37 protein-coding genes and 2 pseudogenes are annotated in these 23,633 nt (G+C 45.2%); 36 read left to right on the top strand and 3 right to left on the bottom strand.

The window, feature by feature from the left end:
• The 30 genes and pseudogenes from rpsC to rpsI all read left to right on the top strand — a co-directional run bounded on the left by rpsC (position 1) and on the right by rpsI (position 16,033).
• Positions 1 to 657, top strand: a complete 657-nt coding sequence (rpsC, locus tag ACNA6I_RS22485; protein WP_048007614.1) for a 30S ribosomal protein S3 — start codon at positions 1 to 3, stop codon at positions 655 to 657.
• 2 nt (positions 658 to 659) lie between these two features.
• Positions 660 to 1,094, top strand: a complete 435-nt coding sequence (rplP, locus tag ACNA6I_RS22480; protein WP_048007615.1) for a 50S ribosomal protein L16 — start codon at positions 660 to 662, stop codon at positions 1,092 to 1,094.
• Positions 1,084 to 1,284 carry a 50S ribosomal protein L29 gene (rpmC, locus tag ACNA6I_RS22475; RefSeq protein WP_048007616.1) on the top strand — a complete coding sequence of 67 codons (201 nt, stop codon included), beginning with the start codon at positions 1,084 to 1,086 and terminating at the stop codon, positions 1,282 to 1,284. The genes rplP and rpmC overlap by 11 nt, the downstream gene beginning before the upstream one ends.
• Positions 1,285 to 1,305: 21 nt before the next feature.
• The gene (rpsQ, locus tag ACNA6I_RS22470; protein ID WP_032085279.1) at positions 1,306 to 1,569 is read left to right on the top strand and encodes a 30S ribosomal protein S17; all 264 of its coding nucleotides are present in this window, start codon (positions 1,306 to 1,308) and stop codon (positions 1,567 to 1,569) included.
• A 41-nt stretch (positions 1,570 to 1,610) separates the two neighbouring features.
• A complete protein-coding gene (rplN, locus tag ACNA6I_RS22465) occupies positions 1,611 to 1,979 on the top strand; it encodes a 50S ribosomal protein L14 (protein WP_032085280.1) in 369 nt (122 codons plus the stop codon).
• Between the two features lie 37 nt (positions 1,980 to 2,016).
• Entirely contained in the window at positions 2,017 to 2,346 is a 330-nt protein-coding gene (gene rplX, locus ACNA6I_RS22460; RefSeq protein WP_048007617.1) for a 50S ribosomal protein L24, read from the top strand.
• A 17-nt stretch (positions 2,347 to 2,363) separates the two neighbouring features.
• Positions 2,364 to 2,903, top strand: coding sequence for a 50S ribosomal protein L5 (gene rplE, locus ACNA6I_RS22455; protein WP_048007618.1), 540 nt, complete (start codon positions 2,364 to 2,366; stop codon positions 2,901 to 2,903).
• Between the two features lie 13 nt (positions 2,904 to 2,916).
• Complete coding sequence (locus tag ACNA6I_RS22450; protein WP_010191505.1) at positions 2,917 to 3,102, top strand: type Z 30S ribosomal protein S14; 186 nt, start codon at positions 2,917 to 2,919, stop codon at positions 3,100 to 3,102.
• A 30-nt stretch (positions 3,103 to 3,132) separates the two neighbouring features.
• On the top strand, positions 3,133 to 3,531 hold the full coding sequence (rpsH, locus tag ACNA6I_RS22445; RefSeq protein WP_048007619.1) for a 30S ribosomal protein S8: 399 nt from the start codon (positions 3,133 to 3,135) through the stop codon (positions 3,529 to 3,531).
• 30 nt (positions 3,532 to 3,561) lie between these two features.
• Positions 3,562 to 4,101, top strand: a complete 540-nt coding sequence (rplF, locus tag ACNA6I_RS22440) for a 50S ribosomal protein L6 (RefSeq protein ID WP_048007620.1) — start codon at positions 3,562 to 3,564, stop codon at positions 4,099 to 4,101.
• A gap of 33 nt (positions 4,102 to 4,134) precedes the next feature.
• Positions 4,135 to 4,497 carry a 50S ribosomal protein L18 gene (gene rplR, locus ACNA6I_RS22435; protein ID WP_048007621.1) on the top strand — a complete coding sequence of 121 codons (363 nt, stop codon included), beginning with the start codon at positions 4,135 to 4,137 and terminating at the stop codon, positions 4,495 to 4,497.
• Positions 4,498 to 4,518: 21 nt separating this feature from the next.
• On the top strand, positions 4,519 to 5,019 hold the full coding sequence (gene rpsE, locus ACNA6I_RS22430) for a 30S ribosomal protein S5 (protein WP_048007622.1): 501 nt from the start codon (positions 4,519 to 4,521) through the stop codon (positions 5,017 to 5,019).
• A gap of 13 nt (positions 5,020 to 5,032) precedes the next feature.
• Positions 5,033 to 5,215 carry a 50S ribosomal protein L30 gene (gene rpmD / locus ACNA6I_RS22425; RefSeq protein WP_048007623.1) on the top strand — a complete coding sequence of 61 codons (183 nt, stop codon included), beginning with the start codon at positions 5,033 to 5,035 and terminating at the stop codon, positions 5,213 to 5,215.
• 32 nt (positions 5,216 to 5,247) lie between these two features.
• The gene (rplO, locus tag ACNA6I_RS22420) at positions 5,248 to 5,688 is read left to right on the top strand and encodes a 50S ribosomal protein L15 (protein ID WP_048007624.1); all 441 of its coding nucleotides are present in this window, start codon (positions 5,248 to 5,250) and stop codon (positions 5,686 to 5,688) included.
• Positions 5,688 to 6,980: a preprotein translocase subunit SecY gene (secY, locus tag ACNA6I_RS22415; RefSeq protein ID WP_048007625.1), complete on the top strand. Its 1,293-nt coding sequence runs from the start codon at positions 5,688 to 5,690 to the stop codon at positions 6,978 to 6,980. The genes rplO and secY overlap by 1 nt, the downstream gene beginning before the upstream one ends.
• Before the next feature lie 61 nt (positions 6,981 to 7,041).
• Positions 7,042 to 7,692, top strand: coding sequence for an adenylate kinase (locus tag ACNA6I_RS22410; protein WP_416314209.1), 651 nt, complete (start codon positions 7,042 to 7,044; stop codon positions 7,690 to 7,692).
• Positions 7,692 to 8,438 (top strand): type I methionyl aminopeptidase, encoded by a 747-nt coding sequence (gene map / locus ACNA6I_RS22405; protein WP_048007627.1) that lies wholly within the window; start codon positions 7,692 to 7,694, stop codon positions 8,436 to 8,438. The genes ACNA6I_RS22410 and map overlap by 1 nt, the downstream gene beginning before the upstream one ends.
• 15 nt (positions 8,439 to 8,453) lie before the next feature.
• Positions 8,454 to 8,774 carry a KOW domain-containing RNA-binding protein gene (locus tag ACNA6I_RS22400; RefSeq protein WP_048007648.1) on the top strand — a complete coding sequence of 107 codons (321 nt, stop codon included), beginning with the start codon at positions 8,454 to 8,456 and terminating at the stop codon, positions 8,772 to 8,774.
• Positions 8,761 to 8,979 (top strand): translation initiation factor IF-1, encoded by a 219-nt coding sequence (gene infA, locus ACNA6I_RS22395; protein ID WP_048007628.1) that lies wholly within the window; start codon positions 8,761 to 8,763, stop codon positions 8,977 to 8,979. The genes ACNA6I_RS22400 and infA overlap by 14 nt, the downstream gene beginning before the upstream one ends.
• A gap of 38 nt (positions 8,980 to 9,017) precedes the next feature.
• A complete protein-coding gene (gene rpmJ, locus ACNA6I_RS22390) occupies positions 9,018 to 9,131 on the top strand; it encodes a 50S ribosomal protein L36 (RefSeq protein WP_003156543.1) in 114 nt (37 codons plus the stop codon).
• 23 nt (positions 9,132 to 9,154) lie between these two features.
• Complete coding sequence (gene rpsM / locus ACNA6I_RS22385; protein WP_048007629.1) at positions 9,155 to 9,520, top strand: 30S ribosomal protein S13; 366 nt, start codon at positions 9,155 to 9,157, stop codon at positions 9,518 to 9,520.
• Between the two features lie 25 nt (positions 9,521 to 9,545).
• Entirely contained in the window at positions 9,546 to 9,935 is a 390-nt protein-coding gene (gene rpsK / locus ACNA6I_RS22380) for a 30S ribosomal protein S11 (RefSeq protein ID WP_048007630.1), read from the top strand.
• A gap of 155 nt (positions 9,936 to 10,090) precedes the next feature.
• A complete protein-coding gene (locus tag ACNA6I_RS22375) occupies positions 10,091 to 11,035 on the top strand; it encodes a DNA-directed RNA polymerase subunit alpha (RefSeq protein ID WP_048007631.1) in 945 nt (314 codons plus the stop codon).
• A 45-nt stretch (positions 11,036 to 11,080) separates the two neighbouring features.
• Positions 11,081 to 11,443 (top strand): 50S ribosomal protein L17, encoded by a 363-nt coding sequence (gene rplQ, locus ACNA6I_RS22370; protein ID WP_048007632.1) that lies wholly within the window; start codon positions 11,081 to 11,083, stop codon positions 11,441 to 11,443.
• 284 nt (positions 11,444 to 11,727) lie between these two features.
• A complete protein-coding gene (locus ACNA6I_RS22365) occupies positions 11,728 to 12,564 on the top strand; it encodes an energy-coupling factor ABC transporter ATP-binding protein (RefSeq protein ID WP_048007633.1) in 837 nt (278 codons plus the stop codon).
• Entirely contained in the window at positions 12,540 to 13,403 is an 864-nt protein-coding gene (locus ACNA6I_RS22360; RefSeq protein WP_048007634.1) for an energy-coupling factor ABC transporter ATP-binding protein, read from the top strand. Before ACNA6I_RS22365 ends, ACNA6I_RS22360 begins: the two co-directional genes overlap by 25 nt.
• Positions 13,400 to 14,197 carry an energy-coupling factor transporter transmembrane component T family protein gene (locus ACNA6I_RS22355; RefSeq protein WP_048007635.1) on the top strand — a complete coding sequence of 266 codons (798 nt, stop codon included), beginning with the start codon at positions 13,400 to 13,402 and terminating at the stop codon, positions 14,195 to 14,197. Before ACNA6I_RS22360 ends, ACNA6I_RS22355 begins: the two co-directional genes overlap by 4 nt.
• 15 nt (positions 14,198 to 14,212) lie before the next feature.
• Positions 14,213 to 14,953: pseudogene (gene truA / locus ACNA6I_RS22350) on the top strand (tRNA pseudouridine(38-40) synthase TruA); the annotation flags it as partial.
• Between the two features lie 227 nt (positions 14,954 to 15,180).
• Positions 15,181 to 15,618: a 50S ribosomal protein L13 gene (rplM, locus tag ACNA6I_RS22345; RefSeq protein ID WP_048007636.1), complete on the top strand. Its 438-nt coding sequence runs from the start codon at positions 15,181 to 15,183 to the stop codon at positions 15,616 to 15,618.
• A 22-nt stretch (positions 15,619 to 15,640) separates the two neighbouring features.
• Complete coding sequence (gene rpsI, locus ACNA6I_RS22340) at positions 15,641 to 16,033, top strand: 30S ribosomal protein S9 (RefSeq protein WP_048007637.1); 393 nt, start codon at positions 15,641 to 15,643, stop codon at positions 16,031 to 16,033.
• Positions 16,034 to 16,133: 100 nt separating this feature from the next.
• Here the strand turns inward: rpsI and ACNA6I_RS22335 are convergent.
• Positions 16,134 to 16,318 (bottom strand): annotated as a pseudogene (locus tag ACNA6I_RS22335) (tyrosine-type recombinase/integrase); the annotation flags it as partial.
• Between the two features lie 455 nt (positions 16,319 to 16,773).
• Between ACNA6I_RS22335 and ACNA6I_RS22330 the strand changes: the two are divergent.
• From ACNA6I_RS22330 to ACNA6I_RS22315, 4 genes are all read left to right on the top strand, one after another.
• Positions 16,774 to 17,328 (top strand): SMI1/KNR4 family protein, encoded by a 555-nt coding sequence (locus ACNA6I_RS22330; RefSeq protein WP_251528770.1) that lies wholly within the window; start codon positions 16,774 to 16,776, stop codon positions 17,326 to 17,328.
• A 509-nt stretch (positions 17,329 to 17,837) separates the two neighbouring features.
• Positions 17,838 to 18,287, top strand: coding sequence for a DUF2521 family protein (locus ACNA6I_RS22325; RefSeq protein ID WP_416314208.1), 450 nt, complete (start codon positions 17,838 to 17,840; stop codon positions 18,285 to 18,287).
• A gap of 65 nt (positions 18,288 to 18,352) precedes the next feature.
• A complete protein-coding gene (gene cwlD / locus ACNA6I_RS22320; protein WP_063191357.1) occupies positions 18,353 to 19,066 on the top strand; it encodes an N-acetylmuramoyl-L-alanine amidase CwlD in 714 nt (237 codons plus the stop codon).
• Positions 19,067 to 19,667: 601 nt separating this feature from the next.
• Positions 19,668 to 20,717 carry a P-loop NTPase gene (locus tag ACNA6I_RS22315; protein WP_048007641.1) on the top strand — a complete coding sequence of 350 codons (1,050 nt, stop codon included), beginning with the start codon at positions 19,668 to 19,670 and terminating at the stop codon, positions 20,715 to 20,717.
• Between the two features lie 48 nt (positions 20,718 to 20,765).
• On the opposite strand, the gene gerD is transcribed toward ACNA6I_RS22315, so the two are convergent.
• Positions 20,766 to 21,377 (bottom strand): spore germination lipoprotein GerD, encoded by a 612-nt coding sequence (gerD, locus tag ACNA6I_RS22310; RefSeq protein WP_048007642.1) that lies wholly within the window; start codon positions 21,375 to 21,377, stop codon positions 20,766 to 20,768.
• Between the two features lie 151 nt (positions 21,378 to 21,528).
• Here gerD and ACNA6I_RS22305 point away from each other — a divergent pair, with 151 nt between their 5' ends.
• Positions 21,529 to 22,149, top strand: coding sequence for a KinB-signaling pathway activation protein (locus tag ACNA6I_RS22305; protein WP_048007643.1), 621 nt, complete (start codon positions 21,529 to 21,531; stop codon positions 22,147 to 22,149).
• A 29-nt stretch (positions 22,150 to 22,178) separates the two neighbouring features.
• On the opposite strand, the gene pdaB is transcribed toward ACNA6I_RS22305, so the two are convergent.
• Positions 22,179 to 22,928: a polysaccharide deacetylase family sporulation protein PdaB gene (gene pdaB, locus ACNA6I_RS22300; RefSeq protein WP_048013972.1), complete on the bottom strand. Its 750-nt coding sequence runs from the start codon at positions 22,926 to 22,928 to the stop codon at positions 22,179 to 22,181.
• 148 nt (positions 22,929 to 23,076) lie between these two features.
• On the opposite strand from pdaB, the gene ACNA6I_RS22295 reads away from it, so the two are divergent.
• A complete protein-coding gene (locus tag ACNA6I_RS22295; RefSeq protein WP_048007645.1) occupies positions 23,077 to 23,310 on the top strand; it encodes a hypothetical protein in 234 nt (77 codons plus the stop codon).
• Positions 23,311 to 23,633 lie beyond the last annotated feature (323 nt).

Genomic DNA, 23,633 nt, shown 5'->3' with positions numbered 1-23,633 from the left:
GTGGGTCAAAAAGTACATCCGGTCGGACTCCGTGTCGGTGTAATTCGTGATTGGGAATCTAAATGGTACGCAGATAAAGATTACGCTAATCTATTACACGAAGACATCAAAGTCCGTGAATATATTGCTAAACGCTTAGTAGACGCTTCTGTTTCTAAAGTAGAAATCGAACGCGCTGCAAACCGAATCAACATTACAATTCATACGGCTAAACCAGGTATGGTTATCGGTAAAGGTGGTACTGAAGTTGAAGCTCTTCGTAAAGCACTTAACGAGCTTACTGCTAAACGTGTACACATCAATATCGTTGAAATCAAACGTGCTGACGTTGATGCGAAACTAGTCGCTGAAAACATCGCTCGTCAACTTGAAAACCGTGTTTCTTTCCGTCGTGCTCAAAAGCAAACGATCCAACGTGCTATGCGTGCTGGCGCTAAAGGAATCAAAACTCAAGTATCTGGCCGTCTTGGCGGAGCTGACATCGCTCGTGCTGAACACTACAGTGAAGGTACTGTTCCACTTCATACACTTCGTGCTGACATCGATTATGCTCACGCTGAAGCTGACACAACTTACGGTAAACTTGGTGTTAAAGTATGGATCTACCGTGGAGAAGTTCTTCCTACAAAGAAGAAATCTGAGGAAGGAGGCAAATAATTATGTTATTACCTAAACGCGTTAAACATCGCCGCGAACACCGTGGTAAAATGCGTGGTCGCGCAAAAGGCGGTCAGGAAGTAGCATTCGGTGAATACGGTCTTCAAGCTACTGAAGCTTCATGGATCACAAACCGCCAAATCGAATCCGCTCGTATCGCTATGACTCGTTACATGAAACGTGGCGGTAAAGTTTGGATTAAAATCTTCCCTCATAAGCCTTACACTGCAAAACCTCTAGAAGTACGGATGGGTTCCGGTAAAGGTGCTCCTGAAGGCTGGGTAGCAGTTGTTAAACCTGGGAAAATCATGTTCGAAATCGCTGGTGTTTCTGAAGAGGTTGCTCGTGAAGCACTTCGTCTTGCAGCACACAAGCTTCCAATCAAATGTAAGTTTGTAAAACGAGAAGAAATTGGTGGTGAATCAAATGAAAACTAATGAAATTCGTGACCTAACCACTGCCGAAATTGAACAAAAAGTAAAGACCCTTAAAGAAGAGCTATTCAACCTTCGCTTCCAACTTGCGACTGGCCAACTTGAGAACACTGCTCGTATCAGCCAAGTCCGCAAAGGGATCGCTCGTATGAAAACTGTCATCCGTGAAAGAGAGATCGGGGTTAACAATTAATTTGAGAGGAGGTTTGCTTAAATGAGTGACCGCAACCAACGTAAGGTTTACACTGGCCGTGTTGTTTCCGATAAAATGGACAAAACAGTAACGGTTATGGTAGAGACTTACAAAAAGCATTCTCTATACGGCAAGCGCGTAAAGTACTCTAAGAAGTTCAAAACTCATGATGAGAACAACGAAGCAAAAGTAGGCGACATCGTACGCATCATGGAGACTCGTCCACTATCTGCTACAAAACGTTTCCGTTTAGTAGAAGTTGTTGAGAAAGCAGTTATTATCTAATACAGTTCGGATAGTTTATATTCCGAAGGGAGGTTACCTACATGATTCAACAAGAATCACGTTTGAAAGTTGCTGACAACTCTGGTGCACGTGAAGTGCTAACCATTAAAGTGCTTGGTGGATCTGGACGCAAAACGGCTAACATCGGTGATGTTATCGTGTGTACAGTAAAACAAGCAACACCAGGTGGCGTTGTTAAAAAAGGTGACGTAGTCAAAGCAGTTGTCGTACGTACGAAGTCTGGTGTGCGCCGTCAAGATGGAACATACATCAAGTTCGATGAGAACGCATGTGTGATCATCCGTGACGACAAAGGACCACGTGGTACTCGTATCTTCGGACCAGTTGCCCGTGAACTACGCGACAGCAACTTCATGAAAATTGTTTCTCTAGCTCCAGAAGTTCTTTAATAGATTACCATTGGGCCATTCAAGGAGGTGCGATGAAATGCATGTAAAAAAAGGCGATAAAGTAATGGTTATTACCGGGAAAGACAAAGGCAAAACAGGTGTTGTTCTTGCTGCATTCCCTAAAAAAGACCGTGTACTGGTTGAAGGAATCAACGTTGTGAAAAAACACGCGAAACCTTCACAGATGAACCCACAAGGTGGAATCATCAGTCAGGAAGCTTCTGTTCACGTATCGAACGTTATGATCTTGGATCCTAAGACGAACGAACCGACTCGTGTAGGCTACAAAACAGAAGACGGCAAAAAAGTACGTGTTGCAAAAAAATCAGGTGAAGTTCTTCCACTTAACAACGATAAAGATAACTAAGAAGGGAGGTATTCTGTATGAACCGCCTAAAAGAAAAATTCCAAAAAGAAATCAGCCCGGCTTTAGTAAGCAAGTTCAATTACAAATCTGTAATGGAAGTGCCTAAAGTTGAGAAGATCGTTGTCAACATGGGTGTCGGCGATGCTGTACAAAACTCAAAATCTCTTGACGTAGCAGTTGATGAGTTGATGCAAATCACTGGTCAAAAACCAGTTGTAACAAAAGCTAAAAAATCAATCGCAGGTTTCCGTCTTCGTGAAGGTATGCCAATCGGTGCGAAAGTAACTCTTCGCGGTGAGCGTATGTACCAATTCCTAGACAAATTGATTTCTGTTTCACTTCCACGTGTACGTGACTTCCGTGGTGTTTCTAAAAAAGCATTCGACGGTCGCGGTAACTACACTCTTGGAGTTAAAGAGCAATTGATTTTCCCTGAGATCGATTATGATAAAGTGTCTAAAGTACGCGGTATGGATATCGTTATCGTAACTACTGCAAACACAGACGAAGAAGCTCGTGAATTATTGACACAAATCGGAATGCCATTCCAAAAGTAAGGGAGGCGAAATCGTGGCTAAAAAATCAATGATTGCGAAACAAAAACGTACTCCAAAGCATAATGTTCAAGCGTACACACGTTGTGAGCGTTGCGGACGTCCTCATTCAGTCATCCGTAAATTCAAGCTTTGCCGTATTTGTTTCCGTGAACTTGCATACAAGGGTCAGATTCCTGGCGTTAAGAAAGCTAGTTGGTAAAACCCTATATTGGGAAGGAGGTAAATTATTATGACAATGACAGATCCAATTGCAGATTTGCTTACTCGCATCCGTAATGCGAACATGGTTCGTCACGAAAGACTAGAAGTTCCTGCTTCTAACATCAAGAAAGAAATCGCTGAAATCCTTAAACGTGAAGGTTTCGTACGTGATGTAGAATACGTGGAAGACAACAAACAAGGTCTTATCCGTATCTTCTTGAAATACGGAAGCAACAACGAACGTGTTATCACTGGATTGAAGCGTATCTCTAAACCTGGTTTACGTGTATATGCAAAATCTACAGAAGTACCTAAAGTTCTTAACGGACTAGGTATCGCGCTTGTATCAACTTCTCAAGGTGTCTTGACTGACAAAGAAGCCCGCGCTAAACAAGTTGGCGGAGAAGTACTAGCTTACGTTTGGTAATATTTTTTAAACGAATGGAGGTGCAACAGGATGTCACGTGTAGGTAAACTACCAATCGAAATTCCATCTGATGTTACAATTACAGTAGCTGAGAACAATCTCGTCACTGTAAAAGGACCTAAAGGGGAACTTTCTCGTACATTCAATTCAGATATTAAAGTAGAAGTAGAAGGGACAACTGCTACAGTTACCCGTCCTTCTGATGCTAAAGAACACCGCGCGCTTCACGGTACAACTCGTGCTTTGATCGCGAATATGGTTGAAGGAGTCTCTAAAGGATTCCAACGAAACCTAGAGCTAGTCGGTGTTGGTTACCGTGCTCAAAAACAAGGTACGAAACTTGTGCTTAACGTTGGTTACTCTCACCCAGTTGAGATCGAACCAGAACAAGGCATCGAGATCGAAGTACCGGCAAACACTAAGATTTCTATCAAAGGAATCGACAAAGAACGCGTTGGCGCATTAGCTGCTAACATCCGTGCAGTACGTTCTCCTGAGCCTTACAAAGGAAAAGGTATTCGCTACGAAGGCGAATATGTTCGTCGTAAAGAAGGTAAAACAGGTAAATAATGCCGCGTAGGCTAAAGAAAGGAGTGACCGTAGGTGATTACTAAGCCAGATAAGAACAAAACACGTAAGAAAAGACATGCCCGTGTCCGTTCAAAAATTACTGGAACTGAAACTCGTCCTCGTCTGAACGTTTTCCGTTCTAATAAAAATATCTACGCTCAACTTATCGATGATACTAATGGTGTGACTCTAGTGAGTGCATCTTCTCAAGATAAAGATTTCGGAACTGAAGCAACTGCAACTGTTGAAGCAGCAGCGAAAGTTGGAGAACTAGTTGCGAAAAAAGCTGTAGAAAAAGGCCTTAAATCAGTGGTATTCGACCGTGGTGGATATCTATACCATGGCCGCGTTAAAGCTTTGGCTGAAGCAGCTCGTGAAAACGGCCTAGAATTTTAATAAAAAGGAGGGACAATCCAGATGAGTCGTATTGATTCAAGCAAACTTGAATTTGAAGAACGCGTAGTTACAATCAATCGTGTTGCGAAAGTAGTTAAAGGTGGACGTCGTTTCCGTTTCGCTGCTCTTGTAGTAGTAGGTGACAAAAACGGCCACGTTGGCTTCGGTACTGGTAAAGCGCAAGAGGTACCAGATGCAATCCGTAAAGCGATTGAAGATGCGAAGAAAAATCTAATCGAAGTTCCTATGGTAGGTGGAACTACACCTCACCAAGTTACTGGTCAGTTTGGCGCAGGTCAAATCCTGATCAAGCCAGCTTCTGCCGGTACTGGAATCATCGCTGGTGGACCTGTCCGTGCGGTACTAGAGTTGGCTGGTGTTCAAGATATCCTTTCTAAGTCATTGGGTTCTAACACTCCAATCAACATGGTTCGCGCAACAATCCAAGGTCTTACACAACTTAAGCGTGCTGAAGACGTAGCAAAACTACGTGGTAAATCAGTAGAAGAGATCTTAGGTTAAGGGAGGGATAACGATGGCTAATAAACTAGAAATTACCCTCACTCGCAGCATCATTGGCCGTCCTCAAGATCAACGTAAAACTGTTGAAGCTTTGGGACTTCGCAAAATGCATCAAACAGTCGAGCAACAAGATAATGCTGCAATCCGTGGCATGATCAACAAGGTTTCACACCTTGTGACTGTAACTGAAAAATAATACCTAACGTTTATAAAGAAGGAGGTGCCGACATGAAATTACATGAATTACAATCTGCAGAAGGTTCTCGTAAAGTCCGTAACCGTGTAGGACGTGGTATTGGTTCAGGTAATGGTAAGACATCTGGTAAAGGTCATAAAGGACAAAACGCCCGTTCAGGCGGTGGAACACGTCCTGGTTTCGAAGGTGGTCAAACTCCATTATTCCAACGTCTTCCTAAACGTGGATTCACGAACATCAATCGTAAAGAGTATGCAATCGTCAACCTTGACGCATTAAATCGCTTCGAAGATGGTACAGAAGTTACTCCTGCCCTACTGGTTGAAACTGGTGTGGTAAGTAACGAAAAAGCAGGAATCAAGATTCTTGGTAAAGGTTCAATCGAGAAAAAGCTTACTGTTAAAGCAACTAAATTCTCAACCACTGCTAAAGAAGCTATCGAAGCTGCTGGCGGTACAACCGAGGTGATCTAATGTTTCGAACTGTCTCCAATTTTATGCGCGTGGGTGATATAAGAAATAAAATTATCTTCACCCTTCTAATGTTAATTGTCTTTCGTCTTGGTACCTTTATCCCGGTACCAAACGTAGACGCTGAAGTATTGAAAATGCAAGACCAGGCGGGGCTTCTCGGATTCCTGAATACATTTGGTGGCGGTGCACTTCAGAACTTCTCGATCTTCGCGATGGGGATCATGCCGTATATCACGGCTTCCATCATCGTACAGCTCCTGCAAATGGATGTTGTTCCAAAGTTTACGGAATGGTCGAAGCAAGGCGAAGTGGGTCGTCGTAAATTAGCCCAGTTCACACGATATTTCACCATCATCTTAGGTTTTATTCAAGCTTTCGGTATGTCCTATGGCTTCAATAGAATCTATGGTGGGATGCTCATTCAAAGCCCGGGACCAAGTACGTACCTTCTTATTGCGTTAGTATTGACGGCCGGTACGGCTTTTCTTATGTGGTTGGGTGAACAAATCACGGCTAAAGGTGTTGGAAATGGTATCTCGATCCTGATCTTTGCAGGTATCGTCGCTGCCATCCCTAACACTGTAAACCAAATCTATGCACAACAAATCGAAGGTGCTGGTGAACAGCTCTTCCTTCGCATTGTGGTTCTTGCACTTCTTGTTTTGGCAGTCATTGCAATCGTAGTTGGAGTAGTGTTCATTCAACAAGCACTTCGTAAAATTCCGATTCAATATGCAAAACGTTTAGTGGGGCGTAGTCCGGTTGGTGGACAGTCAACGCATATCCCATTGAAGGTGAATGCTGCGGGTGTTATTCCGGTAATCTTCGCGATTTCCTTTATCATCACTCCACAGACAATCTCATCCTTCTTTGGAAACAACAATGTGACAGATACGATTCAATACATTTTTGATTATACGAAACCAGTCGGAATGATCATTTATGTGGCGTTGATCGTCGCATTTACGTATTTCTATGCTTTCATTCAAGTCAATCCGGAGCAAATGTCCGAGAACTTGAAGAAGCAGGGTGGTTACATCCCGGGTATCAGACCAGGGAAGAACACACAGGAATATCTCACTCGCGTTCTGTATCGTCTAACAATTGTAGGTGCCGCCTTCCTTGCTATCATTGCAGTTCTACCGGTATTCTTCATTAATTTTGCAGGACTGCCGCAGTCGGCTCAAATCGGCGGAACAAGCTTACTCATCGTAGTGGGTGTTGCGCTTGAGACGATGAAACAACTGGAATCTCAGCTTGTGAAGCGTCACTACAAGGGATTCATCAAATAAGAGGGTTTTCGGGAACATTATGTTCCTGAAGCCGTTTTATAGACAATTAGGGGGAGTTCGAGTGAATATAGTTCTAATGGGCTTACCAGGTGCAGGAAAAGGCACTCAAGCTGAAAAGATCGTAGAAAAGTATGGTATCCCCCATATTTCTACCGGTGACATGTTCCGTGCCGCCATCAAGGAAGGCACAGAGCTAGGTTTGAAGGCTAAATCTTTCATGGACAATGGTGATCTGGTACCTGATGAGGTAACGATCGGCATCGTCGGTGAACGTTTAAGCAAAGAGGACTGCAATAAGGGCTTCTTACTGGACGGGTTTCCTAGAACGGTTGCTCAAGCAGAAGCACTTGAGAACATCCTAGCTGATCTTGGTAAAAAAATGAATTATGTCATTAACATCGACGTAGATAAGGACATCCTGATGGAGCGTTTGACAGGTCGCAGGATCTGCAGAGAGTGCGGCGCTACGTATCATCTTGTCTTTAATCCACCGAAAGAAGAAGGTGTTTGCACACGCTGTGGAGGAGAACTCTACCAACGTGCCGATGATAACGAAGAAACGGTTCAAAACCGTCTTGACGTCAACATCAAGCAAACTCAACCACTGCTTTCATACTACGAAGATAAAGGATATCTCAAGAATATCAACGGTCAACAAGACATCAACCTGGTGTTTGCTGACATCGATGAGCTTCTCGGAGGCCTTTTATAATGATCATCTGCAAAACTCCGAGGGAGATTGAGATCATGCGCCATGCAGGCAAGATTGTGGCTTTGACTCATGCGGAATTGCAAAAGCATATTTCTCCGGGAATATCGACGAAGGAATTGGATGCAATCGCTGAGAAATTCATTCGTAAACATGATGCAATTCCATCTTTTAAAGGGTATAATGGGTTTCGTGGCAGCATCTGTGCCTCAGTGAATAATGAACTTGTTCACGGGATTCCAGGGGATCGCGTCCTTAAGAATGGCGATATTATCAGTCTCGATATCGGGGCGAAATATCAAGGCTATCATGGGGATTCGGCTTGGACTTATCCTGTTGGGACAATAGATGATGAAACTCAAAAGCTTCTCGATGTAACAGAGGAATCACTCTTTCTGGGATTGAAGGAAGCGAAGCCAGGCGAACGTTTGTCGAATATCTCTCATAGTATACAAACTTTTGTGGAAGCCAATGGCTTTTCAATCGTTCGTGAGTATGTGGGACACGGTGTTGGTCAAGACTTACATGAGGACCCGCAAATCCCTCATTATGGACCGCCAAACAAAGGTCCACGTCTGAAGCCTGGCATGGTACTGGCAATTGAACCGATGGTAAACGCAGGAACCCGATATGTGAAGACATTATCGGATAACTGGACTGTTGTCACAGTTGATGATAAAATGTGTGCGCACTTTGAACACACCATTGCAATTACTGAAGAAGGCTATGAGATTTTGACGAAAGCCTGAGTGAAGGTGATTGGATTGATCGAGTCAGAATCAACGGCGAGAATCGGCCAGGTCGTTCAGATCCTTTCCGGAACTGAATGCGGGAGCTACTCGATCGTTGTTCAGCAATTGGATGAACGTTTTGTACTCATCGCAGATGGAGATAAGAGACGGTTCGACCGCCCTAAACGGAAGAACATCAAGCATCTTCGGCTGTGTGACCATGTTTCTCCAGAAGTTCATAACAGTATGATGGAAACAGGCAGAGTGACGAACGGTAAACTGCGCCATGCAGTTTCGAAGTTTGTAGAAGAAATAAGCGAGAAGAAGGGAGACGCGTTCAATGGCAAAAGATGATGTAATTGAAGTTGAAGGTAAAGTACTAGAAACTTTGCCGAATGCTACTTTTAAAGTAGAATTAGAAAATGGTCATACCATTCATGCTCATGTATCAGGGAAGATCCGTATGCACTTCATCCGTATCCTGCCTGGTGATAAGGTGACTGTCGAACTTTCACCATATGACTTGACTAAAGGTAGAATCACTTATCGTTACAAATAATCTATTGCACTCCGTACTATCAAGGAGGTTAGAATAAGATGAAAGTCAGACCATCTGTAAAACCTATCTGCGAAAAATGCAAAGTCATCCGCAGAAAAGGAAAAGTCATGGTTATCTGTGAAAACCCTAAACACAAACAAAAACAAGGCTAAACTTAAAGGAGGTGCGAATCACTATGGCACGTATTGCTGGTGTAGACATTCCACGTGACAAACGTGTTGTCATTTCATTAACATACATCTATGGAATTGGTAAAAACACTGCTGCTAAAATCTTGGCTGAAGCCGGTGTATCAGAAGATACTCGCGTTCGCGATCTTACTGAGGACGAACTTGGTAAAATCCGTGATATCGTCGACAAATTGAAAGTTGAGGGTGACCTTCGTCGTGAAATCTCACTCAACATCAAACGTCTGATGGAAATCGGTTCTTACCGCGGTCTTCGTCACCGTCGTGGACTACCTGTTCGTGGTCAACATACGAAGAACAATGCACGTACACGTAAAGGTCCTCGTAAAACTGTAGCTAACAAGAAAAAATAATAGGTAAAGGAGGTTACTTCTTAGTATGGCACGTAAACAAAACACTCGTAAACGTCGTGTGAAAAAGAATATCGAAGCCGGTATTGCTCACATCCGTTCTACATTCAATAACACAATCGTAACTATTACTGATGTTCACGGAAACGCTGTTGCATGGTCAAGTGCAGGTTCACTAGGATTCAGAGGATCTCGTAAATCTACACCATTCGCAGCACAAATGGCTGCTGAAACAGCTGCTAAAGCTTCTCAGGAACACGGTTTGAAAACTCTTGAAGTAACAGTTAAAGGTCCTGGTGCTGGTCGTGAAGCTGCAATCCGTGCGCTTCAAGCTGCAGGTCTTGAAGTTACTGCAATCAGAGACGTCACTCCAGTTCCTCATAATGGATGCCGTCCGCCAAAACGTCGCCGCGTTTAATTTCTCTGTATAAATTTTGTATCGTTGTCTATAATGGGTTATGATACAAAATGTTCAGAAAAGTAACCAGTTGTTGGTGCACAATAGGGAACGTAAACAAGGGGAATTTCGGACTTTAGACCGGAGTTCGACGTTTTGAAGGAGGGTAAATATTAATGATCGAAATTGAAAAGCCAAAAATTGAAACGGTTGAGATCAGCGATGATGCCACATATGGAAAGTTCGTCGTAGAACCACTTGAGCGTGGATATGGTACAACTTTGGGTAACTCCTTACGTCGTATCCTACTATCGTCACTCCCAGGTGCCGCTGTCACATCTATTCAAATAGATGGAGTACTGCATGAGTTTTCAACAATTGAAGGCGTCGTAGAGGATGTCACATCCATCATTTTGAATATCAAGAAGCTGGCGTTGAAGATCTACTCTGATGAAGAGAAGACGCTGGAAATTGATGTGCAGGGTGAAGGCGTCGTTACGGCTGCTGATATTACTCACGATAGTGATGTTGAAGTGTTGAACCCCGATTTACACATCGCAACATTATCGAAAAGTGGTCATTTCCGTGTGCGTCTAAGCGCAGCTCGCGGACGTGGTTACCGACCTGCAGATCAAAACAAGCGTGAAGATCTTCCAATTGGCGTGATCCCAATCGATTCTATTTACACTCCAGTATCTCGCGTTAACTATCAGGTGGAGAATACGCGTGTCGGTCAAATGACCAACTACGATAAACTTTCCCTTGATGTATGGACTGATGGAAGTATTGGACCTAAGGAAGCTATTTCTTTGGGAGCTAAGATTCTGACAGAACATCTTAATATTTTCGTTGGCCTTACAGATGAGGCGCAGAACGCTGAAATCATGGTTGAAAAAGAAGAGGATCAAAAAGAGAAAGTTCTTGAGATGACTATCGAAGAATTGGATCTTTCCGTTCGCTCTTACAACTGCTTGAAGCGTGCTGGAATCAACACTGTGCAAGAACTTGCTAACAAAACTGAAGAAGATATGATGAAAGTACGTAATCTTGGACGTAAATCCCTTGAAGAGGTCAAAGTTAAACTTGAAGACCTTGGACTTGGATTGCGCAAAGACGACTGATCGACTTCTTTCTATAGATAGACTCAACAAAGGAGGGAACCCTTAATGGCTTACAGAAAGTTAGGACGTACAAGTGCTCAACGTAAAGCAATGCTACGTGATTTAGCTACAGACCTAATCATCAACGAGCGCATCGAAACAACTGAGACTCGTGCGAAAGAGCTTCGTTCGGTTGTGGAGAAAATGATCACTCTAGGTAAACGCGGTGATCTTCATGCTCGTCGCCAAGCAGGTGCATACATTCGTAAAGAAGTTGCTAACGCTGAAACTAACCAAGATGCTCTTCAAAAGTTGTTCGCTGACATCGCTCCACGCTACACAGAGCGTCAAGGTGGATACACTCGCATCATGAAGGTTGGTCCTCGTCGTGGTGACGGTGCTCCAATGGCAATCATCGAATTAGTTTAATAATTCGTGACGACTAACATTAAGGGCGGGACAGTTAATCCTTAACTGTTCTTTGCCCTTTTTGTATAAGTGCATGTCGATGAAAAGCAGAGCGTTACGATGAGCAGCTCAGGCTGACTCGTCTAGCTCGTGCACCCCTTCCAACTTCTATAGGCATAGAAGCTGTTCAATGGATTGAACAAGAAAAGACTTCTTTTCTTTGGACGGGGTGCAGGCTTTTTTTTGTATATGGGCATTTTTTTGATAAGCTGAGATGAGAGTAGTGTAGAGGAGGTAGAGTAGGATTGGATAAGATCATCAACGTAGAGAATGTCCGCTTCCGATATTCCGACGAAGGGAATGAAGCGCTGAAAGGCATCAGCCTCTCCGTCAACCGGGGGGAATGGCTGGCGATCGTCGGGCATAATGGATCAGGGAAATCCACCCTTGCCAAAATGCTGAACGGTCTTCATTTTCCGAATGAAGGAGTCGTCACAGTGGACGGCACCCGCCTTCAGGAAGAGACGATCTGGGAGATCCGCGCCAAGCTGGGAATGGTATTTCAAAACCCTGACAATCAATTTGTCGGTGCGACAGTTGAGGATGATGTGGCTTTTGGGTTGGAAAACCATGGTGTGCCTCATGATGTGATGGTGAAACGAGTGAGGGAAGCACTGAAGAACGTCCATATGGGTGATTTTCTTGCTCAAGAGCCGCACCATCTATCGGGTGGACAGAAGCAACGGGTGGCCATCGCAGGTGTCATTGCCCTGCAGCCATCCATCATCATCCTGGATGAAGCCACCTCCATGCTCGATCCCAAAGGACGAAAAGAGGTATTAGAGGTGGTCCGGAAGCTGAAGGAAGAAGAGGAGCTGACGGTCATCTCCATCACCCACGACCTTGAAGAAGCATCAAGGGCCGACCGGATCATCGTCCTGAACCAGGGAACCGTGTTCAAAGAGGGAACCCCGGAGGAGATCTTCAAGCTTGAAGACGAACTGACGGGACTGGGTCTTGATTCACCGTTTACAATCAAGCTTGCCGGTGCTTTGAAGGAACGGGGAATTCCATTATCTAAAACATACTTAACAGAAGAAGAGTTGGTGAATGAACTATGCAGATCACATTTAAACATGTAGAGTACCGGTATTCATTCAACACTCCATTCGAAAAGTTGGCGCTCGAGGACATCAACCTGGAGATTCCGACCGGACGATTCCTGTCCGTCATCGGACACACGGGCTCCGGGAAATCCACGCTCCTGCAACACCTGAACGGGTTATTGAAACCGACGGAGGGCACCGTGACGATGGGGGACCATACGATCCATGCGAAACAAAAGTCGAAGAGCCTCAAAGCTGTACGCCAAAAGGTAGGGATCGTCTTTCAGTTCCCGGAGCATCAGCTCTTTGAAGAAACGGTCCTGAAAGATATCTGCTATGGGCCGATGAATTTTGGCATCAGCAGGGATGTGGCCGAAGCACGTGCAAGGGAACTGATCGTCAAGGTCGGTCTGACTGAAGACGTCCTTGAAAAGTCCCCGTTTGATCTTTCCGGTGGGCAGATGCGCCGTGTCGCCATCGCTGGCGTTCTTGCCATGGACCCTGAAGTCATCGTGCTGGATGAGCCGACGGCAGGGCTTGATCCGCGGGGGCAAAAAGAGATCATGGACATGTTCTATGAGCTTCACAAAGAAAAGGGTCTCACGACGATCCTGGTCACCCACAGCATGGAGGATGCAGCACGATATGCCGATGAGATCGTCATCATGCAAAAGGGCCGGTTGAAGAAGCAGGGCTCTCCGAGAGAGATCTTCTCCCACGCGGAACAACTGTTTGAAATGGGCTTGGATGTGCCGGATGTCGTTCGCTTCCAGTACGAATACGAAAAGGCCTCAGGCAGATCCCTCGGCCGGACATGCTTGACGATCGAAGAGCTGGCAGACGCCATTTCCATGTCAGGGGGTGGACGGCCATGATGGAAAAGATGATCATCGGACGCTACGTCCCCGGGGATTCTGTCCTTCACAGGATGGACCCACGGGCAAAGATCCTCTTTATCTTCGGATTCATCTGCATCGTCTTTTTGGCGAACAACGCGCTGACGTATGGGATACTCGGCATATTTACACTCGGGGCACTGCTCCTTTCAAAATTGCCGATCCGATTCATATTGGGCGGCTTGAAGCCGATCCTGTGGATCATCCTGTTTACATTCCTGCTGCATATCTTCTTTACTAAAGAAGGCGATGTGCTCGTTGATCTGAAATGGTTTGCTATATATGAAGAAGGCCTGAGACAAGGGATTTTCATCAGCTTACGGTTCTTTTACCTTATTTTGATTACATCCTTGCTTACGCTGACTACTTCGCCGATCACGATCACGGATGGACTCGAGACGCTTCTGAATCCACTTCGTAAGATCAAGTTCCCCGTACACGAGCTGGCCCTCATGATGTCCATCTCCCTCAGGTTCATCCCGACCCTGATGGAAGAAACGGATAAGATCATGAAGGCACAGATCGCCCGGGGGGCAGAGTTTACCTCAGGACCGATCAAGGACAGGCTCCAGGCCATCGTACCGCTTCTGATCCCACTCTTCGTAAGTGCCTTCAAGCGTGCGGAAGACTTGGCAACCGCCATGGAAGCAAGAGGCTATCAGGGCGGGGAGGGCCGGACGAAATACCGACTCCTTTCCTGGAAGGGCAGGGATACGATGGTAATCATCGTCCTGCTGGTCCTCACGGGACTCCTCATCGTGTTCAGGGGATGACAGGGGGAATGACTCATGCAACGAATCAAATGCACACTGGCGTATGATGGGACCGGTTTTCACGGGTATCAGGTACAGCCCGGTCAACGGACGGTCCAAGGCGAGCTTGAACGGGTCCTCGGTGCCATCCATAAAGGGGCATCGATCCGGGTGACGGCCTCTGGTCGTACGGATTCCGGGGTCCACGCACAAGGGCAGGTGTTTCATTTTGACACCCCGCTCTCCATACCGGGGGAGAAATGGCCGGTCGTCCTCAATACCCGCATACCGGACGAGATGACCATCCTGCGTGCCGAGTGCGTCTCAAGTGACTTCCACTCACGTTTCTCTGTAAAAGAGAAGGAATATCGCTATAGGATTCATAAAGGGGCGGAGAGAAGTCCGTTTCACCGGAACTTCGCCCTCCACTATCCGTATCCACTTGACGTCGGCCTGATGGAGGAAGCCGCTGCCCACCTTCTCGGTGAGCATGACTTCACAAGCTTCTGTTCGGCCAAGACCGAAGTGGAAGATAAGATCAGGACCATCCATGCCATCACCTTTGAGGAGACCGCTGACGAGCTTGTCCTGTCCTTCAGGGGAAATGGATTCCTTTATAACATGGTGAGGATCCTGACGGGGACCTTGCTGGAAGTCGGATCCGGGAAACGGAGTCCTGACAGCATCCCGGACACCCTTGCTGCAAAGGACCGGGACGCAGCAGGGAAAACGGCACCTGCCCACGGCTTATATCTGTGGAATGTGTGCTACGGAAACGAAATGGCAAGGGATGATTCGAATGGATCATACCCTTGTAAGCAGGAAAGCATCACGAATCAAAAATAAAAAACTAAAACAACTAATCCTGGTGTAACATACCCTTGACATTCTTCTGGGAACAAGATAATATAGCATATGGTATGTTATTAACCCCACGATAAGCCCCGGAAACTTATTGTGATTTAAGAATAAATACTACGGATTGAGTAATAGGAGGATAAATCATGCGTACAACGTATATGGCTAAAGCCACTGAAATCGAACGTAAATGGCTCGTTGTAGATGCAGAAGGCAAAACTCTTGGTCGTTTGGCTAGTGAAGTTGCTTCTATTCTACGCGGTAAACACAAACCAACATTCACACCACATGTTGACACTGGTGATCACGTGATCATCTTGAACGCTTCTAAAATCGAATTGACTGGTAAAAAGCTTACTGACAAGATCTACTACCGTCACAGCCTTCACCCAGGTGGTTTGAAACAACGTACTGCATTGGAAATGCGTACAAACTACTCAGAAAAAATGCTTGAACTAACAATCAAAGGAATGCTTCCTAAAGGTTCCCTAGGTCGTCAAATGTTCAAGAAACTGCACGTATACGCTGGAGCGGAGCATCCGCACCAAGCACAACAACCTGAAGTTTACGAACTTCGTGGATAATTAAAAAGAGGAGGTTATTATCTTGGCTCAAGTTCAATATTATGGAACTGGTCGTCGTAAGAGCTCAGTAGCTCGCGTACGTTTGGTACCAGGTAACGGAAACATCATCATCAACGATCGTGAAGTAGAAGTATACATCCCATTCGCAGCACTACGCGAAGTAATCAAGCAACCTCTAGTTGCTACAGAAACTCTTGGTAACTACGATGTACTCGTAAACGTACATGGTGGAGGTTACACTGGCCAAGCTGGAGCTATCCGTCACGGTATCGCTCGTGCTTTGCTTCAAGTTGACCCTGAGTACCGTGGTTCTCTAAAACGCGCTGGTCTATTGACTCGTGACTCCCGTATGAAAGAGCGTAAAAAATACGGTCTTAAAGGTGCACGTCGCGCGCCACAATTCTCAAAACGTTAATATACTTGGTATATCAACACGTACCCTCTTTGCTCTTACTGGGCAAGGAGGGTATTTTTGTGTCTGAATAGGGTATTGAATACCCCTTGAATACCTTTAGCTAAAAATCCATGTATTGCTGGAACATCTCCGCTGTTTTCTCCTTCGCTTCATCGCTTCATCGGTCACATGAGTTTAAATATCCATCGTGGTTTGAACGTCTGAATGACCAAGACGGACTTGTACATCTTTAATAGAAGCACCTGCTGCAAACAGTAGACTGGCATGTGTATGACGGAATGCATGAACATGATTTGCGGAAGCTCCAGGTTCTTTAGATAAAAACTCTTTAGCTTTTCATTCAAATAGGCCATTCGACAATAATCCATTTCATGTATTAGCTGATTATGGAATGTAAATAAGGGCTTCTTATTAGTATTGAAACCTCTTAACAACTGAACCTAAACTATGTTATTTTTACTACTATAAAATGGTAAGCTAAAGAGATCGAGAAGTTAGTAAAAGAACAGCATCAGCAGAAAGAACGTAATAGTTTGTATAAAAAAGTGGATCTTGCTGCATTAGACCCTAATAAGCCGCAAAAAGAATCCAATTCGGAGTAGACATACACCACGTCATCCCAAGAGAGTACGGGGGAGGAAACAGTTTCTCGAATCTGTATCCATTACCGCGAACCATTCACCAGCAATCGGTATCTCCATGGTGGGCAAGCTACTAAAATGAAAATAGGGGGAGTTTCAATGATACTCAAAAAGACGTTGCAAGCTCTAAAGAAACGACTTGATGAAAAAGGGAATATGGAGATTGTAGCTGAGCAAGGGGAAATTCACACAGTTCATTGTTCATTTAATCCCCCTATTGCAAGTAAAGAGCTGAAGGACTTTCAAGATGAAAAAGGATGGATTTTACCTGAAGATGTTCAACAATTTCTATCTAAACACAACGGAGCCAAAATGTATGAAATGTTACTAGGCTCGATTAATATTGGTGGTGGATTGCAAATATACTCTTTAGAGGAAATAAAGAAGACACACGATGCCCTTAAATCATTGTCTGATTATATTCCAATAGGGTATGTGTTTGAAAATAATCTATTGATAAGTCGAACAGCTCTTGAACGAGATGATCCAGACTATTTGTATATTTCTGGGATATTGCTAAAACCGGAACCCTTACATTCGAATCTGGAATTGTTTTTTGATCGGTTTGTGGTTTCACAGGGTTCAAACTTTTGGGAATGGCCAAACTATACAGCCAAGAATTACTATAAGCAATCTGGAGGAATTGAAACTTAATACTAATTAAATCAAACCATAGTCGGTCAATGATCTTACTATATATTTCAATTATCTGAGGAGCGTTTTGGAGATAAAAGAATCCACATTTATCACAAAAAGGTTTCAAACGTTTTAAAAATACGTTTAAGGGTTATCGATCAAAGTTCATCAGGGCGCATGGGCATGTAATTTCCGTAAAATGCATAATACCAAGAATACCTTTTGGGGAAATTGGTCCCAGGATAAGGTGATGATTTAAAGGAGTTTATTTATTTCCGGATAAAGATAATTAATTCTACTTTTGAATGAGCGTAAAAAAATACGGTCTTAAAGGTGCACGTCGCGCGCCACAATTCTCAAAACGTTAATTTTTCATGGAAGACCCGACCTTTTTGGTTGGGTCTTTTTTCATTTTGCCCTGGCGACACGACTTTATGACAGGGCCGCCTTCAAAAATCTCCCTTGGTAACAGTTCCTCGAATGAACCGGTCTCCTGAGAAGGAGAATAGGGTCAAAGGGGTGGATTAGTGTTGAACGTCATCACGACTTTTACAACGAAACAACGCGAAAGAGAAATCAAATCCGAACGGACCCTCCTACGTGGCATCTCCATCAAGATGCTTCAGGAGAGTGTCAGGAGACATTTCGGTTATATAAAGATACAAGGCGGCACCTTCATGCAGGAGGGCTTTGATGAAGCCTGTTTCGATGTGGCAATCGAGGCCTACCTGCTTGGAGGGAAAGTCAGCAAGTTCGGTCATGAAGGTGAAGGGGAAGAGCGTGTGAAGCAGCGCTGCAACTCAGAACTCAAGCACTTCATCGATACCCTGTATAACTTCTGGCTCTACTGGGCTGAAGTCGGTGTCACCCAGCCGGTGGATGATTCCTTCTATCACTCCTGTGAGCATTTTGTGGAAACATGGTGGGAGGAAGGATATCAGCAGGGAATGAAGCGTCTTAAGCTCAGGCTTCACTAAAGGGGTTCTAAATGTCTTTCTTGTCCCATATTTTTTAATAAGGCAAATGGGACAGGAGGACGATCATGCGTCAAAAGCTCAAAGTCATCGGGATGATCGCTGCGCTGGCAGCGGTGCTGTTTATTATTCAATATAAAATCCTGGATAAGAATACGTGGGGGTCATGGAATCTTCCCTTATCCGGTAAGGTGATCTATATAGATCCCGGTCACGGTGGTCCTGACGGTGGTGCAGGGGACAAGAACGCCCTTGAGAAGGATATCGCTCTTGATGTCTCCATCATGATCAGGGACTATCTCCAGGAGCAGGGAGCCCTTGTGATCATGACCAGGGAAGAAGACGTAGATCTGGCAGATGAAGATACGAAGGGATACAGCAGGAGGAAAGTCGAAGACCTTCATGAACGCTTGAAGCGTATCAATGACTCCGAGGCCGACCTGTATCTGAGCGTGCACCTGAACTCAATTCCGTCTGCCCAATGGAGCGGGGCACAAACATTCTACAACCCGAAGTTCAAAGAAAACGAGGCATTCGCCAAAGCCATCCAAAAAGAACTGATCCGTAACCTGGAGAATACGACAAGGGAAGCGAAGGGGCTCCAGAATGTCTATATCCTGAAGCACGCCAAGAAGCCAGGCGCCCTCGTGGAAATCGGCTTCCTATCAAACCCGGGGGAGCGGGCGAATCTTCTCAAGAAGGATTACCAGGAAAAGATCGCTGCATCGGTTTATGAAGGGATCATGGATTATCTTGCCGAAGCACCGGATAAAAAGGAATAGTGCAGGGACCCGTATTCCTTCTGGGGATCGGGTCTTTTTGTTGTGGAGGAAGAGCCTTCGTTTTGATCAGCATCTCCTTCCTTGTCGTTTGCTTGTCACCTCAGAGCGAGCCCCTCCGCTTTTCGTGGTGTCTAGCTCCGGGGGCTTGAGGCTCGAGGTCATAAGCCAAAGATCTCAAAAAGGCCAAGAACGCCTTTCCGAGATCTTCGTCTTATGCTTGTCGCCTCAGACCAAGCCCCCTCCGCTTTTCGTGATGTCCAGCTCCGGCGGGTTGACCCTCGAGGTCATAAGCCAAGAACCCAAAAGGCCAAGAGCGCCTTTTCAGGTTCTCGTCTTATGCTTGTCGGGTCAGACCGACCCGCCTGCGCTTTTCGTTGATGTCCAGCTCCGGCGGGTTGACCCTCGAGGTCATAAGTCAAGAACCCAAAAAGGCACAGAACGCCTTTCCGGGTTCTTGCTTTATGCTTGTCGGGTCAGACCAACCCGCCTCCGCTTTTCGTTATACCAGTAAAACATTCCGAACGTTTTGATCATTCATTCTAGGCTGGATATGTTATACTGGAAACAGTGAAAACGAATACAAAGTAAAGGGTGGTTACGTATGTTGACGGAACAGCAGGCACGTGAATTGTTGGCGGGATTGCAGGATCCTTTTTTACATAAAACATTAGGTGAAACGAACGGTATAGAGGAGATTTCGATCAAGGAGGAGAAAAATCATATCAGCGTGAAGATTGCGTTGGCTAAGACGGGGACGGGCGAGCAGCTGCAGTTCCAGCAGAAGGTCGTTCAGCTTCTCAAAGATAACGGGGCTGCTTCAGTGGGTATCCGTTTTACGGAGCTGTCTGATGAAGAGCTTGAGAAGCACAGGGGTTCAGGTGGGGAAGGAACGGATCTTCTTTCACCTGCAAGCAAGACGACGTTCATCGCTATTGCAAGCGGTAAGGGTGGCGTGGGCAAATCGACGGTTTCTGTGAACCTTGCCGTCTCACTGGCGCGTCAAGGGAAGAAGGTCGGTCTTGTGGATGCCGATATTTACGGATTCAGTGTTCCTGATATGATGGGGATCATGAAGCGTCCGGTTGTACGCGGGGAAAAGATCATTCCAGTAGAACGGTTCGGGGTGAAAGTCATTTCCATGGGCTTCTTTGTGGAAGACAATGCCCCTGTCATCTGGAGGGGACCGATGCTTGGTAAAATGCTGAATAACTTCTTCTCCGACGTAGAGTGGGGAGACCTTGATTACCTTCTACTCGATTTGCCGCCGGGAACAGGGGATGTGGCACTCGACGTTCATACGATGCTTCCTAAGTGCAAGGAGATCATTGTGACGACTCCGCATCCGACAGCTGCCTTTGTGGCTGCACGTGCAGGTGCCATGGCCCTCCAGACGGATCATGACATTCTTGGTGTCGTAGAGAATATGTCGTATTTCGAGAGTAAGATCACGGGTGAGAAGGAATTCGTCTTTGGTCAAGGCGGAGGAGAGAAGCTGACGGAAGAACTGCGCACCGATCTCCTTGGTAAGTTGCCTCTTCAACAGCCGGATTGGAATGAAGAGGACTTTGCTCCTTCTGTCTATGCAGCCGATCACCGCCTGGGTCAGATCTATGGCGAGATCGCTCATAAGGTGATTGAAAAACTTTCATAAAAAAAGGCCGGATACTCGGGAAATCCCGATTGATCCGGCCTTTTTGCGTTAAGCACCGCCACCCTGACCTCCACCGGAGGTACTTCCGCCGCCTTGGTCATTAAGGGTCTTACCACTTTTTTGATTTCCCGTAGATCCTTTATCCATGGCTTCCTGGATCTTCGACTGGAAGAGCGGGCTTTGGAGTGTTTCAATGATCACCTGTTGAAGGTGCTCGCGATATTCCTTGCTTTTAAGGGCTTCGATGATATCTTTCTGCATGGCAGGATCCTTGAATAGGTCAATCATCATGCCTTGGTACTCGGGATCTTTCATGAGGTCTTTCAGAAGCTTTTCGTTGCCTTCCTTCATGCTTTTCGCCATCGTTTCAGCAAACTTCGGGTCTTCAAAGGCCTTCTTCCAGAACTCCACGCCTTTTTCCGACGTGAGGGTCTTCGAAATGGTATCTGTTACGACTTTTTCATTCAGGATCAGCTCTGATTTCATTTCATCGTCACTCATGATTTCTTTGATAGCCTTTTTGCCATCGTCTGTTTTCAATATATCGACAACCATTTTCTTGGTTTCTTCATAGTCCATTTTGCCGGTCTCCGTTCCTCCGCCACCACAGGCAGTCAAGAGAAAGAAGGATGACAGCACAAGAAAGGATAATCGTTTCATGGTCAGGCTCCTTTCATACAAGTTCCCTTACCTTTAATATGGAGCCGGACACAAAAAATATACTTATTAATCATGGGCCATATGGATTTTTCATGAAAGCGTTTGGTACAATCAGAAGAGTCCATATATTTAGATTTGGGGGAAAGTAGAAGTGACCATCCGTAATTGGATCCGTTTTTTCATTCATACGCTGCTAGTCGGGGGATTAGTGACCGGAGTGGCATCCTTGTTCATCAGATGGGATCAGTTCGGTCCATATGTCAGTGATGGAGACGTACTGGGGATCTTATCGAGCCTGTTATGGTTCTTATTTGTAGGCTTCACCTTCAGTGTCATCAGCCAAATGGGGTATTTCGCCTATTTGACAATCCATCAATTTGGCATGGGGTTATTCAAGGGGCTGTGGAATCCAGTGCAGTTCTTGTTGATTCTATTCGTGTTATTCGATCTCATTTATTTCCGGTTCAGGGCATTCGCAGAAGCGGATGATTCCTATCTGCCATATATCCTCCTTGGATTCGGCATCTTGTTGATTGGGGCAGTCACCGCCTATTTCAAGAATCAGCAGTCGAGCTCGAACACTTTTGTATCCGCTTTATTCTTTATGATTGTCATTACGACACTGGAATGGCTCCCTGTCCTGTTGGTGAACTCCATCGACTGGCTGTACCTGATGCTCCTGGCTCTTATATCCTGTAACGCCTATCAGCTGCTGATGCTTCCGCGTTATCTGGAAAATTCCCGTACCGAGAGACAACAAAAGACAGGATGAGAAAAAGGCCGTCAGCTGACGGCCTTTTTTCATTGGATCAGGGAAGACTTGGCATCACCGTTTGATATCATATCCGATACATTGATGAAGCTTCCTTTGGACTGAAGTTCCTTTATGATTTCAGGAAGGGCCTTCTGAGTCTGCTTGGCAGAATCAGAAGCGTGCAGAAGGATGATATCCCCTTTCTTCGCTTCACCAACATTTTCGACGATTTCATCCACTCCAGGGTTGGTCCAGTCTTTTGAGTCCACACTCCAGTGTACAAGGGTGAGTCCAAGTGAATCCGCCACCTTCAGCGTTTCTTTATCGAAGTGGCCTGTTGGGCTTCTAAGCAGCTTCACCTCCTGCACATTGAGTTTTTTGAAGATCGTATCGGCCTTCAGGATGTCTTGTCTGATCTTTTCAGGTTCCATATCTGTGTAGTCTGAGTAAGCATATCCCAGATTTCCGATCTCGTAGCCCTGCTTCACAATCTGGTCCACCAGCTCAGGATGGCGTTCGGCCCAGGCGCCGGATAGAAAGAAAGTGGCGGACTGAACATTCATCCTCTTTAATTCCTGCAATATAGGCTTCGCTTTTTCATCTCCCCATCCGATATTAAAGGTCAGGGCAACGCCTTTCTCTCCTTTGAAAACCGCCTTCGGTCCATCTTTGGTTCCGAAGACAGCAATACTTGATGTATTCGCACTATACACCATCAGAGCGGTGAAAAAAGATATGACGATAATCAGTGCAACCTGCTTCAGTCTCTTGGCATTCACCGTATGAAATGTACTCACATGCCATCCCCCTGTTCTTCTGTTGTCGATTTCAATGCGTATTACACCTTATGCATGTCCCCCTGAAAATATCTATATTCGAAAAAAATGATTATAAAAATCTTTATATGGAAAAAACTACAATTATCAACAGTAAGGGGTGGCATAATTGCTTGGGTTTTTAATCGACGACAGAGAGAAGCAAGAGATCGAATATTTACTGAAACGTGAAATGGACGAAATTCTGTTCGACTTGAAAGACGCAAGGATTGAATATATCGTGAAGCGTGCCATGGATGAACGCTATGCGATTTTGTTTTCCCTATTCAGAAGGATCGCGAGTCACAAGGAGTGTTTAAAGTATATGAAGAGGACTTCGTTCAAGGACGAGTCCAATCAGTAAATGGATATGGGGCATGTGCGGCTTATCTCGGATTGTACGTGCCTTGGTTGATCTTTGGGTTCTTCTAACCGAAGGGATGCGTAACCCGTGTATAGAGACAATTGAAGCATGTTGAGGAGAGAGATGAAGGACGCAAATAAAATAACAATGTTTTTACTAAAAAGTATTGACCGGAGATTGAATAGCTGATATATTATTAAACGTCGCTGCTACAGCAAAGGCATTTCAAACCAAGAGATGAAAAAACTTGCTAAAAAAACAGTTGACACCACGAAGTAAGATGTGGTAAATTAGAAAAGTCGCCGAAAGAGACAGCGACAAGC

It is taken from the genome of Rossellomorea sp. FS2 (genome assembly GCF_047915635.1).
GTDB classification, from domain to species: Bacteria; Bacillota; Bacilli; order Bacillales; family Bacillaceae_B; genus Rossellomorea; species Rossellomorea marisflavi_A.
This window is presented reverse-complemented; position numbering and strand designations above follow the sequence as displayed.

Excerpts from the sequence above, each read along its gene's own strand:
- ACNA6I_RS22330 (WP_251528770.1), top strand. The coding sequence starts at position 16,774 with ATGATACTCAAAAAGACGTTGCAAGCTCTAAAGAAACGACTTGATGAA.
- rpmC (WP_048007616.1), top strand. The coding sequence starts at position 1,084 with ATGAAAACTAATGAAATTCGTGACCTAACCACTGCCGAAATTGAACAA.
- rpsM (WP_048007629.1), top strand. The coding sequence starts at position 9,155 with ATGGCACGTATTGCTGGTGTAGACATTCCACGTGACAAACGTGTTGTC.
- ACNA6I_RS22355 (WP_048007635.1), top strand. The coding sequence starts at position 13,400 with ATGATGGAAAAGATGATCATCGGACGCTACGTCCCCGGGGATTCTGTC.
- gerD (WP_048007642.1), bottom strand. The coding sequence starts at position 21,377 with ATGAAACGATTATCCTTTCTTGTGCTGTCATCCTTCTTTCTCTTGACT.
- rpmJ (WP_003156543.1), top strand. The coding sequence starts at position 9,018 with ATGAAAGTCAGACCATCTGTAAAACCTATCTGCGAAAAATGCAAAGTC.
- rpsE (WP_048007622.1), top strand. The coding sequence starts at position 4,519 with ATGAGTCGTATTGATTCAAGCAAACTTGAATTTGAAGAACGCGTAGTT.
- rplQ (WP_048007632.1), top strand. The coding sequence starts at position 11,081 with ATGGCTTACAGAAAGTTAGGACGTACAAGTGCTCAACGTAAAGCAATG.
- rplX (WP_048007617.1), top strand. The coding sequence starts at position 2,017 with ATGCATGTAAAAAAAGGCGATAAAGTAATGGTTATTACCGGGAAAGAC.
- rplN (WP_032085280.1), top strand. The coding sequence starts at position 1,611 with ATGATTCAACAAGAATCACGTTTGAAAGTTGCTGACAACTCTGGTGCA.
- rplF (WP_048007620.1), top strand. The coding sequence starts at position 3,562 with ATGTCACGTGTAGGTAAACTACCAATCGAAATTCCATCTGATGTTACA.
- ACNA6I_RS22375 (WP_048007631.1), top strand. The coding sequence starts at position 10,091 with ATGATCGAAATTGAAAAGCCAAAAATTGAAACGGTTGAGATCAGCGAT.
- rpmD (WP_048007623.1), top strand. The coding sequence starts at position 5,033 with ATGGCTAATAAACTAGAAATTACCCTCACTCGCAGCATCATTGGCCGT.
- rplE (WP_048007618.1), top strand. The coding sequence starts at position 2,364 with ATGAACCGCCTAAAAGAAAAATTCCAAAAAGAAATCAGCCCGGCTTTA.
- rpsH (WP_048007619.1), top strand. The coding sequence starts at position 3,133 with ATGACAATGACAGATCCAATTGCAGATTTGCTTACTCGCATCCGTAAT.
- rplM (WP_048007636.1), top strand. The coding sequence starts at position 15,181 with ATGCGTACAACGTATATGGCTAAAGCCACTGAAATCGAACGTAAATGG.
- secY (WP_048007625.1), top strand. The coding sequence starts at position 5,688 with ATGTTTCGAACTGTCTCCAATTTTATGCGCGTGGGTGATATAAGAAAT.
- map (WP_048007627.1), top strand. The coding sequence starts at position 7,692 with ATGATCATCTGCAAAACTCCGAGGGAGATTGAGATCATGCGCCATGCA.
- ACNA6I_RS22360 (WP_048007634.1), top strand. The coding sequence starts at position 12,540 with ATGCAGATCACATTTAAACATGTAGAGTACCGGTATTCATTCAACACT.
- rplP (WP_048007615.1), top strand. The coding sequence starts at position 660 with ATGTTATTACCTAAACGCGTTAAACATCGCCGCGAACACCGTGGTAAA.
- infA (WP_048007628.1), top strand. The coding sequence starts at position 8,761 with ATGGCAAAAGATGATGTAATTGAAGTTGAAGGTAAAGTACTAGAAACT.
- rpsQ (WP_032085279.1), top strand. The coding sequence starts at position 1,306 with ATGAGTGACCGCAACCAACGTAAGGTTTACACTGGCCGTGTTGTTTCC.
- ACNA6I_RS22315 (WP_048007641.1), top strand. The coding sequence starts at position 19,668 with ATGTTGACGGAACAGCAGGCACGTGAATTGTTGGCGGGATTGCAGGAT.
- cwlD (WP_063191357.1), top strand. The coding sequence starts at position 18,353 with ATGCGTCAAAAGCTCAAAGTCATCGGGATGATCGCTGCGCTGGCAGCG.
- rpsK (WP_048007630.1), top strand. The coding sequence starts at position 9,546 with ATGGCACGTAAACAAAACACTCGTAAACGTCGTGTGAAAAAGAATATC.
- rplO (WP_048007624.1), top strand. The coding sequence starts at position 5,248 with ATGAAATTACATGAATTACAATCTGCAGAAGGTTCTCGTAAAGTCCGT.